Source organism: Lysobacter gummosus (assembly GCF_001442805.1).
In the GTDB taxonomy this organism is placed as follows: domain Bacteria; phylum Pseudomonadota; class Gammaproteobacteria; order Xanthomonadales; family Xanthomonadaceae; genus Lysobacter; species Lysobacter gummosus.
Map to the genome: position 1 here is coordinate 2,667,446 of NZ_CP011131.1, position 14,857 is coordinate 2,682,302.

7 protein-coding genes are annotated in these 14,857 nt (G+C 67.6%); 5 read left to right on the top strand and 2 right to left on the bottom strand.

Features of this window, described 5'->3' with window-relative positions; all coding sequences use genetic code 11:
• Positions 1-28: 28 nt before the first annotated feature.
• Entirely contained in the window at positions 29-1,255 is a 1,227-nt protein-coding gene (locus LG3211_RS11025; protein WP_057942888.1) for a pyridoxal phosphate-dependent decarboxylase family protein, read from the bottom strand.
• Positions 1,256-2,284: 1,029 nt separating this feature from the next.
• Positions 2,285-3,886 carry an alkaline phosphatase D family protein gene (locus LG3211_RS11030; protein ID WP_083512465.1) on the bottom strand — a complete coding sequence of 534 codons (1,602 nt, stop codon included), beginning with the start codon at positions 3,884-3,886 and terminating at the stop codon, positions 2,285-2,287.
• 498 nt (positions 3,887-4,384) lie between these two features.
• Here LG3211_RS11030 and LG3211_RS11035 point away from each other — a divergent pair, with 498 nt between their 5' ends.
• The 5 genes from LG3211_RS11035 to LG3211_RS11055 all read left to right on the top strand — a co-directional run bounded on the left by LG3211_RS11035 (position 4,385) and on the right by LG3211_RS11055 (position 14,741).
• Complete coding sequence (locus tag LG3211_RS11035; protein WP_222837599.1) at positions 4,385-5,596, top strand: MFS transporter; 1,212 nt, start codon at positions 4,385-4,387, stop codon at positions 5,594-5,596.
• 268 nt (positions 5,597-5,864) lie between these two features.
• Positions 5,865-7,028 carry an efflux RND transporter periplasmic adaptor subunit gene (locus LG3211_RS11040; RefSeq protein ID WP_222837600.1) on the top strand — a complete coding sequence of 388 codons (1,164 nt, stop codon included), beginning with the start codon at positions 5,865-5,867 and terminating at the stop codon, positions 7,026-7,028.
• Positions 7,025-10,126 carry an efflux RND transporter permease subunit gene (locus LG3211_RS11045; protein ID WP_057942890.1) on the top strand — a complete coding sequence of 1,034 codons (3,102 nt, stop codon included), beginning with the start codon at positions 7,025-7,027 and terminating at the stop codon, positions 10,124-10,126. The genes LG3211_RS11040 and LG3211_RS11045 overlap by 4 nt, the downstream gene beginning before the upstream one ends.
• Positions 10,123-13,332, top strand: coding sequence for an efflux RND transporter permease subunit (locus LG3211_RS11050; RefSeq protein WP_057942891.1), 3,210 nt, complete (start codon positions 10,123-10,125; stop codon positions 13,330-13,332). The genes LG3211_RS11045 and LG3211_RS11050 overlap by 4 nt, the downstream gene beginning before the upstream one ends.
• 8 nt (positions 13,333-13,340) lie before the next feature.
• The gene (locus LG3211_RS11055; protein WP_057942892.1) at positions 13,341-14,741 is read left to right on the top strand and encodes an efflux transporter outer membrane subunit; all 1,401 of its coding nucleotides are present in this window, start codon (positions 13,341-13,343) and stop codon (positions 14,739-14,741) included.
• Positions 14,742-14,857 lie beyond the last annotated feature (116 nt).

The following is a 14,857-nucleotide window of genomic DNA, read 5'->3' on the forward strand; positions in this document are numbered from 1 at the left end:
AGGGAAGGGCGCAGAGCAATCCGATACGTCAGTAGCAACGCTGCGCGCAGCGCTCCAGATCTTCCAGATACGCCTCCACCCCTTGGTCGTGCACCGGCGTCACCGTCATGTGCAGCGCGGCCGGGTTCAACAGACGGCTGATATGCCAGCCGCGCGCCTGCATCGCGTCGCCGACGCTGTGGATGTCGAATTCGTCCGAACCGAATGCGATCACGCTCAGGTGCGGCGCGCCCAGCACGTGCAGGCCGCGGATGCGGCCGATGCCTTCGATGTAGCGATCGCGCAGATGCATGACCCGCTGCGCCAGTGCGCGATAGCCGGTTTCGCCCAGGTAATGCATCACCGCCCAGGCCGCGGCCACGGCGCCGCCGGGCAGGGTGCCGGACAAGGTCTCGGTGCGGTACAGGCCCTTGGGCCAATCGCTGTATTCGAAGAACTGATGGGCCTGATCCTCGGTGTCGGCGTACAGCACCACCGAGGCGCCGTTGGCGGCGTAACCGAACTTGTGCAGATCGGCCGACAGCGAACGCACGCCGGCGATGCCCAGGTCGAAGCGCGGCACGCCGGTCATGAAGCGCGCCACGTGCGGCGCCAGGAAGCCGCCGATGCACGCGTCCACGTGCAGCCAGACATCGCGCTCGCGGGCGACGCGGGCCAGTTCCTCGACCGGGTCGATGGTGCCGAACGGCATCGACGGCGCCGAGGCGACGATCATCATCGTCTCGTGCTCGATGCATTGCGCCAAAGCCTCGACGCTGGCGCGGTAATCGCCGCCGATCGCCACCCGGATCACGTCCAGCCCCATCACCTCGGCGGCCTGGTCGTAGGCCGGATGCGCGCTGGCGGGCAGCAACAGGTGCGGGCTTCGCACGTGCGGGCGGCGCGCGCGGAACGCGCGGTAAGCGCTGCGCACGGCCAGCATCACGCTTTCGCTGCCGCCGGAGGTGACCGTACCGCAGGCATCGCGGCCACCGCCGAGCAGCGACAGCGAGATCTGCACCAGATCGTCCTGCATCTTGCGCAGGCTGGGGAACATGGTCGGCGCCAGCGCGTTCTCGCTGATGAACATCCCGTAGGCGCGGCGGGCGACATCGAGCACATCCTCGCCGGCGTAGTAGACGTGCAGCGAACCGCGGCCCTGGCGCCAGTCGGCATCGCCGCTGCGCAGATCGGAAAGCGCTTCCTGGAGTTCGCTCCAGGGTTGGCCGCGGGCGGGCAGGGTCTTACGTCCTTGGACGTTGAACGAGGACATCATGGGCGCGGTCTCGTAAGCGGATGTGGATGAAGGTGGCAGGCGTTGTGCGTCGTGCAGCGACGCTGCGCGTCATGCGGTCTGCATGTGGCGCAGCGGATACGGCAGTGGTTCGTTGCTTCGCATCGACGCGTCTCGGCGATTCCGGCGCGCACGCCGTCCGGGCCGCGGCATGCGGCCCGTCTGCGTTGCGATCAGCGGCATAGGTTTTATGCCGAAGCGATCACCGATTAACGTGAGCGCGATGCGCCGCGACGCAAGCCGATGGTGAATCGAGACTTGCGACGCGTGCGAGTTGCGCTACAGCGCGCAACTCATGCGCGACAGCGTCCGGCAGCGATCGCCGGACGGCCTGCGCCGGGCATGCGCGCATCGCGCGCAGCATCGGAGAAAGTCGTTGTTTTGGGCGAGCCGCCATGCGGTCGCGTCGGGTTGGGGCTTGAGTTCTTCAATGGACTTGCTCCGTGTCACGAAGAAGGGTCGCGCGAAAAGCGCAGATCGGCCGACGAATAGATGCGCGTTTTTTTTAGTCGGTATGCGCGAGGCCGGTGGGTGCGACGAAATCGTTGGAATCAAACTGCCAAGACAGTGTTACGTCCCGGTGTCGTATCGGTCAACGATCGCGCGAAGTTGGTTGTTCAAGTAGCGATGCGTATCGCACTGCGCCTCGCGAAGGATCACACAATCGCAGGCGCTTGCGTTGCATCAAGGTGTTTGGAGTGGTTTCTGAGTGCGTTGCGAATTCGCCTGTATTTCAAGACTAATTGCGATGTGTGATCGCAGTTGTGAAGCGCGATGCGCGCCCGTATGCGCGACAGCGCGCTTTGCCGCGACGGGCCGTTTCAGTGAGTTTGAGTGAGCGATGTATAGCGCGCGTGATGCGCGGCTTTCCGATGCATGACGATACCGGTGCGTACACGGCGACCATCGAAGCTGAAGCGATGCGGTTTTGTTCAGGCTCGCGGCGCGCGAGCGAGGTCGCTGCGTCCGCGTTCGACCCGCGGCGCGCGGATCGAACGCGGATGCGGGTGCTCAGACCGCCTGCAGGACCTGGGTGAACACACTGGCGCCGTCGAGGTCGCGCAGATCGACGCTGAGCGCGCGGCTGTCGGGATCGATGTTGACCTCGCCGAAGAACTGATAGCCCGCCAGCGGCGAGGCGTTCGGCGCCGGAGGCGCTTTCTGGAACACCACCTTCGGGCCGAAGCTGGCGTCGAGCGCATTCGGGCCGAAGGAGCCGGCGTTGAGCGGGCCGGCGACGAATTCCCAGAACGGCGAGAAGTCCTGGAACGCGGCGCGGCTGGGATCGTAGTGATGTGCGGCGCAGTAGTGCACGTCGGCGGTCAGCCAGACCACGTTGTCCACGCCGCGGATCGCGCGCAGCAGTTCGGCGAATTCCAGTTCGCGGCCGCGCGGCAGGCCGGGATCGCCGTTGGCCACCGCTTCCCAGCGCGGCCGGCCTTGCGCGTCGGTGCCGTCGGGGACTTGCAGGCCCAGCGGCATGTCGGCGGCGACGATCTTCCAGGTCGCGCGCGAACGGCGCAGGCCCTCGGCCAGTTCGCGCAATTGGCGGCGGCCGAGAAAGGCGGTGTCGGCGCCGGCCGCGGCCTGTAGATTATCGGTGTTGGGGCCGCGATAGCTGCGCATGTCGAGCATGAACACATCCAGCAGCGGCCCGTAGTGGATCACGCGATCGATACGGGTGCCGCGCGGATCCGGACCGCGACGTTGCGGCGAATATTCCAGGAAGGCCTGACGCGCGCGGCGCACCAGCACATCGATGTCCTTGACCGTGTAGCGCGGATCGGCGCGCAGATCCTTCGACGGCGACCAGTTGTTGACCACTTCGTGATCGTCCCACTGCCACAGCTGCGGCACCTGCGCGGCGAAGCGGCGCAGATTCTCGTCGAGCAGGTTGTAGCGATAGCGGCCGCGGTATTCGTCCAGGGTTTCGGCGACCTTGTGCACGCCCTCGGCAACCAGATTGCGCCATATGCGGCCGTTCTCGGCCGGCGCTTCGGCGGCGATGGCGCCGTCGGCATAGATGGTGTCGCCCGAGTGCAGGAAGAAATCCGGATCGCGCAGGCGCATGGCTTCGAAGATGCGCATGCCGCCGATCTCGGGATTGATGCCCCAGCCCTGGCCGGCGACATCGCCGCCCCAGACGAAGCGCACCGGCCGGGTGCGCGCATGCGGCAGAGTATGCGGAGCCGCGCGCAGGCGGCCTTCGCTCCAGGCGCTGCGCACGCCGCTGCGCGCGTCTTCGAAAGCGACGCGGATTTTGCGCTGGCATGGGCCGGGCAGGCGCGGAATGTCCAGGCGCGAGGTGAAATCGCTGGCCTCGCTCGCCAGCGGGCCGCGCAGGCGCAGGGCGCGGCGGAAACCGTCTTCGTCGCCGATCTCGACCCACAGGCGCGCGGCGCGATCGCTGCGCGCCCACACCGTGGCGCCGCGTTCGCCGACATCGCCGAATTGCAGGCCGTAGGGCAATTGCGGCCGCGCCGATTCGGCGGTGATCGGCGCGGGCCCGGCGATGGCGGGCAGCAGCGGCAGGCTGGCGCTGAGCGCGCCCAGGCTGAGGGCGGTGCCGGATCGGGACAGGAAGCGGCGGCGGAAGGGATCGTGATCGTGCATGGCGTCGGCTCGGCACTTGGGGGAAATCCGACCCTAGCTCGCGCAGATGGCAGCCGTATGGCCGTCGTTGGCGCCCGGATCGCGCTTGGGCCTGCAAAAGGTACAAACGATTCCGCGGCACGAGCGCGGCCTCGAAGTCTCTGTGGGAGGCAGCTTCAGCCCCGCCCGAGGTCTGGCCTCATCCTCAGGCAGCATCGCCGCCATGGTTCGCAGTCGGGCCTGAAGGTCCTCCCACAAAAGACTTCACAGCGACAACGCACGCATTGCCCGCCATCAACCCGCCCGCTACACTGCCGCGGTCGAAGAAGGCAGGTTTGGTTTAGGTAGGCCCAAACCCTTCCATTTACGGAAGATCTGTTCCTTTCCTGGCGGTGCGCGTTCAGCGCTCGGCCTGCGCATGAGAACCCTCGACGAATCCCGGCGCTACGGCGTCTCGGGTTCGTCCTGTGTTCGCGCCCGACGCGTCGTTCCCGGATGAGCCCTGTCCAGGAGCTTCACGTGTCCAACCTCTCCGCTTTGTCTTATCCGCACCTGCTGCGCGGCCGCATCGGCGTGATCGCGGTATCGGTGTTCCTCAACTTCGTCGGCTTCACCCTGGTCATTCCGGTGATGCCGTTCCTGCTGGTCGGCCATACCCGCCATCTGGCGTTCGCGGTCGGCGCCATCGTTTCGGTCTACGCGCTGTGCGAGTTCATCGCCGCGCCGATCCTGGGCGCGTGCAGCGACCGCTACGGCCGGCGCCCGGTGCTGCTGTTGTCGCTGCTGGGCTCGGCGGTCGGCTATGCGCTGATCGGCATCGGCGGCAGCCTGTGGATGATCGTCGCCGGCCGCGTCATCGACGGCCTCACCGCCGGCAGCATCAGCGCCTTGTTCGCCTATGTGGCCGATGTGGTCGAACCGCAGCAGCGCAGCCGCGTGTACGGACTGCTGGGCGCGGTCGGCGGCCTGGGCTTCATGCTCGGGCCGGCGATCGGCGGCGTTCTCGGCGAGGTATCGCTGAGCTGCCCGGTGTTCGTCGCCGCCGCGTTGAGTCTGGCCAATCTGTACTGGGTCCATCGCGCGGTCGTCGAAAGCCTGCCGCACGAACGCCGCAGCGCGCGCTTTCACTGGCGCGGGCTCAATCCGCTGAGGCAACTGCGCTCGGCGTTGACGGGCAGGCATCTGCGAATCCTGTTCGCCGCCGCGTTCGGCTTCTGTCTGGCCGCGGCGATGTGGCAAAGCAATCTGCCGGTGTTCCTCAAGCAAGCGCTCGGCTCGGGCCCGTTGCAGATCGGATTGTTGCTGTTGGTCGTCGGCGCGCTCGACATCATCGGCCAGGGCATGCTCGCCGGGTGGCTGCTGGGCCGTTACGGCGAGCGCCGCGTGGCCGGCGCGGGTTTGCTGCTCAATGCCTTGGGCTGCGCCTTGACCGCTTCGGTGCTGATGATTCCGTCGTGGTGGTGGCTGGCGCTGGTGGTCGCGGCCTTCACTCTGGGCGATGGCTTGTTCCAGCCTTCGATCGGCGGACTGATCGCGAACGCGGCGCCCGACGACATGCAGGGCTCGATCCAGGGCGCCAACCAGAGTCAGCAGGCGGTGGCGCGCATGATCGGCCCGTTGCTGGCGGCCGGCCTGTTCGGCTGGCATCCGGCCTTGCCGTATGCCGGCGGCGCGCTGGCTTTGCTGGCGGCGCTGGCGGTCTTGCTGGGTCTGCGCAATCGCCGCGCTTGAATGACGCGCCGCCGGCCGGTGGCGCCGATTTCGCCACATTCGGCGGCTGCGGCAAAGCCAGCCACCACATAACGTTCACGCCGTCTTCCGAACATTGGCCGCGAATTACGATTCTGTAATGCGGACAACCGAAACCGGCTTCGCGCGTTAGCTTTATCCGAATCTCACGAATCAAGCGGATGCAGGCAGGCCTATGGGCACGACGCGGGAAGCTCAATCGGGCGATGCGCCTCCTCGCCAAGGCCGATGGCGGCGCCATCAGGGACTGTTGCTGACGATCCTCGGCGTGCTGGTGCTGATCGCGCTGGTGTGGTGGCTGGTGCACGGGCGCGCCGCCGAGCAGCGCGGCAATCGCCGGCCCACCGCGACGGTCGGCATCGCGACCGCGGCCAGCGGCTCGATCCCGATCACCATCGAAGCCCTGGGCACGGTCACGCCGCTGGCGACGGTGACGGTGCGGCCGCAGGTCTCGGGCAATATCGTCGATATCGCCTTCAAGGAAGGGCAGACGGTAAGCAAGGGCCAGGTGCTGCTGAGCATCGACCCGCGTCCGTTCCAACTGGCGCTGCAGCAGGCGCAGGGCAGTCTGGCGCGCGATGAGGCGCAGTTGCGCGTCGCGCAACTGACCTTGCAGCGTTATCAGACATTGGTCTCGCAGGATTCGATCGCACGCCAGGACTTCGACACCCAGGCCGCGACCGTGCGCCAGTTGACCGGCGTGGTCGCCACCGATCAGGCCGCGGTCGGCACGGCCAAACTCAATCTCGACTACAGCCAGGTCAAGGCGCCGATCGCCGGACGTGTGGGCCTGCGCGTGGTCGATCTGGGCAATTACGTCACGCCCGGCGATGCCGCGGGTGTTGCGGTGATCGCCGCGGTGACGCCGATCGATGTCGAATTCACCGCGCCGCAGGACGATCTGCCGCGCATCCAGGCGCGATTGGCGAAGGGCGATGCGCTGGCGGTGACGGTGCTCGATCGAACCCGCACGCAAGTGCTCGGGCAAGGCCAGTTCCTGACCCTGGACAACGTGATCGACCCGACCACCGGCACGGTCAAGGCCAAGGCGCGCTTCGCCAACGCCGACGCGCGTTTGTTCCCGAGCCAGTTCGTCAACGTACGGGTGTTGCTGGATACCTTGAACAACGCCATCGTGGTGCCGTCGGCGGCGCTGCGCAGCGGCCCGCGCGGCGATTTCGTCTATGTGGTCGGCGCCGATCGTAAGGCTTCGCTGCGCATGGTGAAACGCGGGCCGGCCTCGGGCGACAGCGTGTCGATCGCGCAAGGCTTGCGCGCTGGCGAGAAGGTGGTGATTTCCGGCGGCGACCAACTCACCGACGGCGCCGAAGTACGCTTGCCGGAAGACGCGGCCAAGGGCGGCGCCGGCGCGCAGCAGGGCGAACGTCGCGGCGGCCGCCGTAGCGCGCAATGAATCCTTCGCGCCCCTTCATCCTGCGGCCGGTCGCGACCTCGCTGCTGATGGCGGCGATCGTGCTCGCCGGCCTGGCCGGTTTCCGTCTGTTGCCGCTGTCGGCGTTGCCGGAAGTCGATTACCCGACCATCCAGGTGCAGACGCTGTACCCCGGCGCCAGTCCCGAGGTGATGGCGCATACGGTGACCGCGCCGCTGGAGCGGCAGTTCGGGCAGATGTCGGGATTACGGCGGATGAGTTCGACCAGCGCCGCCGGCGCGTCGGTGATCACCCTGCAGTTCGATCTGGACGAAACGCTGGATGTGGCCGAGCAGGAAGTGCAGGCCGCGATCAACGCCGGCGGCAATCTGCTGCCGGCCGATCTGCCGGCGCCGCCGGTGTACGCCAAGGTCAATCCCGCCGACGCGCCGGTGCTGACCCTGGCGGTGACCTCCGACACGATCGCGCTGCCGCAGGTGCAGGATCTGGTCAACACGCGCCTGGCGCAAAGCATTTCCCAGGTCAGCGGCGTCGGCCTGGTGTCGTTGAGCGGCGGCAACCGGCCGGCGGTGCGCATCCAGGCCGATCCGCAGCTGCTGGCTTCGTATGGATTGGGCATCGACAGCCTGCGCACGGTGATCGCCAGCGGCAACGCCAGCGGCGCCAAGGGCAGTTTCGACGGGCCCAGCCGGTCCTACACCATCGACGCCAACGATCAGCTCACCAATGCCGAGCAATACAAGCAACTGATCGTCGCCTATCGCGACGGCGCGCCGATCCATTTGCGCGATGTCGCCAACGTGATCGAAAGCGCGGAGAACGTCCGCCTGGGCGCCTGGTCCGGGCTGACCCCGGCGATCATCGTCAACGTGCAGCGCCAACCCGGCGCGAACGTGATCGCTACCGTCGATGCGATCAAGGCCAAACTGCCCGAGTTGCAGGCCGGATTGCCGGCCGGGCTGAAGGTCGATGTGCTCAGCGACCGCACCACCGGCATCCGCGCTTCGGTGCGCGATGTCGAGTTCGAACTGGTGCTGGCGATCGTGCTGGTGGTGGCGGTGATCCTGGTGTTCCTGCGCAGCCTGGCGGCGACGGTGATCGCCAGCCTGGCGGTGCCGATCTCGCTGATCGGCACGTTCGGCGCGATGTATCTGCTCGGGTTCAGCCTGGACAACCTCAGCCTGATGGCGCTGACCATCGCCACCGGCTTCGTGGTCGACGATGCGATCGTGATGATCGAGAACATCTCGCGCTACATCGAGGAAGGCGAGCCGCCGTTCCAGGCCGCGCTCAAGGGGGCGCGCCAGATCGGCTTCACCATCATCTCGCTGACGGTGTCGCTGATCGCGGTGCTGATCCCGCTGTTGTTCATGGGCGATGTGGTCGGGCGCCTGTTCCGCGAGTTCGCCATCACCCTGGCGATCACCATCGTGATCTCGGCGGTGGTCTCGCTGACCCTGACGCCGATGCTGGCGGCGCGCTGGCTCAAGCCGCATGCGCATGGCGGCGGCAAGGACGGGCGGGGCGAACGTCCGGATGTGTTCCAGCGGGTGATCGAGCGCTACGGTGTCGCCCTGGACTGGGTGCTCGACCGCCAGGGCGCGACCTTGATCGTCGCCGTCGCCACGCTCGCGCTGACGGTGCTGTTGTACGTGCTGATTCCCAAGGGCCTGTTCCCGGTCCAGGACACCGGCCAGTTGCAGGCGCAAGTGCGCTACAGCTTTGATGTGTCCTACGCCGGCATGGCCAAGGTCCAGCAGGACGTGGCGCGCGAACTGCTGCGCGATCCCGACGTGGCTTCGTTGAGCGCCTACATCGGCGTGGACGGCGCCAACACCACGATGCTGTCGGCCGGGCGCATGCTGATCAATCTGAAGCCCGAACGCGACGGCTCGCAGGAACAGATCATGCAGCACCTGCGCGACCGCGCCGCCGCGGTCGCCGGCGTGACCTTGTATGTGCAGCCGGTGCAGGACCTGACCATCGATGCCGAGACCGGGCCGACCCAGAACCGTTTCTCGATCCAGGGCTCGGACCAGAGCGCGGTGGACCGCACCGCCAACGATCTGGTCGCGCGGCTGCGCGGCTTGCCGCAGCTGCGCAACGTGATCACCGATGCCGGCGCGACCGGCTCGGCCGCATATGTGGCCATCGACCGCGACAGCGCCGCGCGCCTGAACATCAGCGCCTCCACCGTGGATGAAGCGCTGTACAGCGCGTTCGGCCAGCGCATCGTGTCGACCATCTTCAACGAGACCACGCAGTACCGGGTGATCCTGGAAGCCTCGCCGGGACTGGCGTCGCAACCGGCCGACCTCGGCCGCCTGCACCTGCCGACCTCGGGCGCGCCGACGCCGCTGGCGGCGATCGCGCAGATCCAGGAACGCGCCGCGCCCCTGCAGGTGAATCACGTCGCCCAGTTCCCGGCGGCGACGGTCGGCTTCGACACCGCTCCGGGCGTATCGCTGGGGGCGGCGGTGGATGCGATCCGAAAAGTCGCCAGCGACGCCGGACTGCCGGCCGGCGTCAGCCTGTCCTTCCTCGGCGCGGCCAATGCCTACGAGGCCTCGCTGCAGAACGAGCTGTGGCTGATCCTGGCCGCGGTGATCTGCGTCTATATCGTGCTGGGCGTGCTGTACGAGAGCTACATCCATCCGCTGACGATTCTGTCCACCTTGCCCTCGGCCGGCGTCGGCGCCTTGCTGGCGTTGATGCTGACCGGTTCGGACCTGGGCGTGATCGGCATCATCGGCATCATTCTGCTGATCGGCATCGTCAAGAAGAACGCGATCATGATGATCGACTTCGCCATCGACGCCGAGCGCGAGCAGGGCCGCGCGCCGCGCGAGGCGATCCATCAGGCCGCGCTGCTGCGCTTCCGTCCGATCCTGATGACCACGCTGGCGGCGCTGTTCGCCGCGCTGCCGCTGATGCTGGGCTGGGGCGAGGGCTCCGAGTTGCGCCGTCCGCTCGGCGTGGCGATTTTCGGCGGATTGATCCTGAGCCAGATCCTGACCCTGTTCACCACGCCGGTGGTGTATCTGGCTTTCGACCGACTGGCCAAGCGCCGCGGTGAGACGCGCGGCGTCGCGGCCGGCGCCGCGGAGCCGCAGCCGTGAATCTGTCCGCGCCGTTCGTGCGCCGGCCCATCGGCACGGTGTTGCTGACGGTCGGGCTGGCGCTGAGCGGCATCGCGGCGTTCTTCAATTTGCCGGTGTCGCCGCTGCCGCAGGTGGATTTTCCGACCGTGTCGGTCAGCGCCAATCTGCCCGGCGCCAGCCCGGAGACCATGGCGTCGAATGTGGCCACGCCGCTGGAGCGGCGCCTGGGCACGATCGCCGATGTCACCGAGATGACTTCGCAAAGCTCCACCGGTCAGGCGCGGGTGACCTTGCAGTTCGATCTGAGCCGCAGCATCGACGGCGCCGCGCGCGACGTGATGGCGGCGATCAACGCCGCGCGCGCCGATCTGCCGGCGACGCTGAAGAGCAATCCGACCTATCGCAAGGTCAACCCGGCCGACGCGCCGATCATGATCGTGGCGATGACCTCGCACAGCCGCACGCCCGGGCAGATCTACGAGGCCGCGACCAACATCGTCCAGCAGACCCTGTCGCAGGTCGAAGGCGTGGGCGATGTCGAGATCGGCGGCGGCTCGCTGCCGGCGGTGCGGGTGGAGATCGTGCCGTATGCGCTGTCGCGCTACGGCATCGGCCTGGAGGACATCCGCGCGGCGATTTCCGCCGCCAACGCCAACCGGCCCAAGGGCGTGGTCGAGACCGGCGAACGCGCGTTCCAGATCTACACCAACGACACCGGCCAGACCGCGGCGGATTTCCGCGATCTGGTGGTCGCCTGGCGCGACGGCTCGCCGGTGCGCCTGCGCGATGTCGCCAAGGTCATCGACAGCGTCGAGGACGTGCACACGCTGGGCCTGTTCAACGGCCAGTCGGCGGTGGTCGCGGTGATCAGCCGGCAACCCGGCGCCAACATCATCCAGACCGTGGACGGCGTGCGCGCGGCGCTGCCGGTGCTGCGCAAGCAGTTGCCGGCCGATATCCAGCTGGATATCGCCTCGGACCGCACCACGACCATCCGCGCCTCGCTGGAGGAAGTCGCCGCCACGTTGGTGATCGCGCTGGTGCTGGTGATCCTGGTGGTCAGCGTGTTCCTGCGCAGCTGGCGCGCGACCATCGTGCCCGGCGTGGCGGTGACGGTGTCGATTCTCGGCGCGGTCGGAGTGATGTATCTGCTCGGCTTCAGCCTCAACAATCTCAGCCTGATGGCGCTGACCATCGCCACCGGCTTCGTCGTCGACGACGCCATCGTGGTGCTGGAGAACACCAGCCGCCACCTGGAGCGCGGCATGGACCGCTTCGAGGCGGCGTTGCTGGGCGCGCGCGAGGTCGGCTTCACCGTGGTGTCGATCAGTCTGTCGCTGGTGGCGGTGTTCATCCCGTTGTTGTTCATGGGCGGGATCGTCGGCCGCCTGTTCCGCGAATTCGCCGTGACTTTGTCGGCCGCGGTGCTGATCTCGCTGCTGGTGTCGCTGACCACCACGCCGATGATGTGCGCGTACCTGCTCAGGCCGCATTCGCAGGACAAACCGCCGGGCCGCATCGGCGCGTTCTTCGATCGCCAGTTCGACCGCGCTCATCGCACGTACGGCGCCAGCCTGCGCTGGGCGCTGGATCATCCCGGCCTGATGCTGGCGACGCTGGCGCTGGTGATCGGGCTCAACGGCTATTTGTTCGTGGCCATTCCGAAGGGTTTTTTCCCCGAGCAGGACACTGGCCAGTTGAACGGCGGCCTGCGCGCGGACCAGAGCATTTCCTTCCAGGCCATGCAGGGCAAGCTCAAGCAGATCGTCGATGTGGTGCGCAAAGACCCGGCGGTGGCGACGGTGGTGGGCTTCACCGGCGGCTCGCGCGCCGGCGGCGGTTTCGTGTTCGTCACACTCAAGCCCAAGCCGGCGCGCAAGGACAGCAGCGAGCAGGTGATCGCGCGATTGCGTCCGCAGCTGATGAAGATCGCCGGGGCGACCTTGTTCCTCAATCCGGTCCAGGACGTGCGCCTGGGCGGACGGCAAAGCAACGCGAGTTATCAGTACACGCTCAAGAGCGACAGCTCCGACTCTCTGCGCGCCTGGGCCGACAGGCTGGCCGCGGCGATGAAGCAGCAGCCGGAACTGACCGACATCGATTCCGACACCCAGGCGCACGGGGTGGAGTCTTTCGTCGATATCGACCGCGCCAGCGCCTCGCGCCTGGGCATCACGCCGGCCGATATCGACAACGTGCTGTACGACGCCTTCGGCCAGCGCCAGGTATCGACCATCTACAAGAACCTCAACCAGTACCATGTGATCCAGGAGGTCGATCCGGCCTATGCGCGCGAGCCGTCCGCGCTCAACGACGTCTATCTGCCGGCGCATGCCGCCGCGACCGCCGCCACCATCGGCGTGCAGGCGCAATCGGGCCCGACCGCCTCGCCGGTGCGCAACGCCTCGCAAGGCAGCGCGCTGACCCAGAGCGCGCGGCAGATGGTGCCGCTGTCGGCGATCGCGCGCTTCTCCGACGGCGCCGCGGCGACTTCGATCAATCACCAGGACGGGCAACTGGCCACCACCGTGTCGTTCAATCTGGCCCCGGGCCATTCGCTCAGCGATGCGCAGGAGGCGATTGCGCGCGCGCAGGCGCAGATCGGCATGCCGGCCAACGTGCACGGCAGTTTCCAGGGCACGGCCAAGGCGTTCCAGGACACCACCAAGAGCCAGCCGATCCTGATCCTGGCGGCGCTGGTGGCGATCTACATCGTGCTGGGCGTGCTGTACGAAAGCATGATCCATCCGATCACCGTGCTGTCCACCTTGCCTTCGGCCGGCATCGGCGCGGTGCTGGCGTTGATGTTGTTGCGGATGGAGTTTTCCGTGATCGCGCTGATCGGGCTGGTGTTGTTGATCGGCATCGTCAAGAAGAATGCGATCTTGATCATCGATTTCGCGCTGGAGAGCGAGCGGGCGCGCGGGCTGTCGGCGCGCGATGCGATCTATGAGGCTTCGATGTTGCGGTTCAGGCCCATCCTCATGACGACGCTCGCCGCGGGCTTGGGGGCGCTGCCGCTTGCGGTTGGCTTCGGCGAAGGCGCCGAGCTGCGTCAGCCGCTGGGCGTGGCGATCATCGGCGGCCTGATGGCGAGCCAGGTGCTGACCTTGTTGACCACGCCGGTAGTCTATTACTACCTCGACCGCCTGCGCCGCCCGGGCAAGAACGAAGCCTGGTTGTCGCGCCTGGTCGACGACGGTTTGCGCGCGCACGGCGCGTAGGAGATTCGATGCGCATCCGCGTTGCGACCATCGCACTGGCCTTGAGCGCATTGAGCGGCTGCGCCGCCGGCCCGGATTACGTCCGGCCGAATCTGAGCGTGCCGGCCCAGTACAAGGAAGCCGAAGGCTGGAATCGCGCGGTGCCCGCCGATGCGCTCGATCGCGGCCACTGGTGGAGCTTGTTCCAGGACCCGGCGCTGGATGCATTGATGGGGCAGGTCGAAGTCTCGAACCAGAATCTCGCCGCCGCCGAGGCCGCATACCGGCAGGCGAGAGCGCTGGTGCGCGAGCAACGCGCCTCGCTGTTTCCCACTGTGAGCCTGGACGGCTCCGGCACGCGCGCACGCAGCGCCGGCAACAGCGGTTCCAGCGTCGGCCAGAGCTATCGCTACGACATCGGCGCGAGTTGGGAGCCCGATCTGTGGGGGCGCATTCGCCGCAATGTGGAAGGCGCCAGCGCGCAGGCCGACTCCAGCGCCGCCGATCTGGCCTCGGCCCGGCTGGCCGCGCAAGGCGAACTGGCGGCGAATTATTTCCAGTTGCGCGAAAGCGATATCGAAACGCGCCTGCTGCAGGCCACGGTGGAGGCGTACCAGCGTTCGCTGAAGATCGCCGGCAATCGCTATGCGGCATCGATCGCGCCCAAGAGCGACGTGCTGCAGGCGCGGACGCAACTGGCCAATGCGCAGGCGAATCTGGCCGATCTGGGCCAGCAGCGCGCGCAGTTGGAGCATGCGATCGCGGTGCTGGTCGGCCGCGCGCCGGCCGATTTCGCCATCGCAGCCGATCCGGCCTGGCATGCGAGCGTGCCCGAGCTGCCGCCCAGCGTCGCCTCCGATCTGCTGCAGCGCCGCCCCGACATCGCCTCCGCCGAGCGCCGCGTGGCCGCGGCCAACGCGCAAGTCGGCGCCGCGCAGGCGGCGTTCTTTCCGAGTTTCACCCTGAGCGCTTCGCGCGGCGGCGGCGCTTCGCAACTCGGGCGTTTGTTCGACGCACCGTCGAGCCTGTGGTCGCTCGGCGTGGCGCTGGCGCAGACCTTGTTCGACGGCGGCGCGCGCCGCGCCGGCCGCGACGCCGCGCGCGCGGGCTACGATCAAAGCGTGGCGCTGTACCGGCAGACCGCGTTGACCGCATTCCAGGACGTGGAGAATCAGTTGGTCGCCACGAACGTGCTGGTCGAGCGCGCCCGCTTGTTCGCGCAGGCCTCGCAATCGGCCGACGAAGCCGAGCGCATCGCGCTCAACCGTTATCAGGCCGGTCTGGTCGCCTACACCGACGTCGTCGTCGCCCAGGCCACGGCGTTGTCGGCGCGGCAGTCGCTGGCGCAGGCCACGCGCGACCGGCAGACCACGGCGGTCGCCTTGATCCAGGCGCTCGGCGGCGGCTGGCATGCGGAGCAGGGCGGATAGGCCGGGACGCATCGGAATCGCGAGCTCCGTTCCGATTTCGACAACGCGCACATCCGCTTCTCGCGTAAGCGACCGATTCGACAGGTGAGCGACAGCTTGCGGCCCTAAGGTCGCGC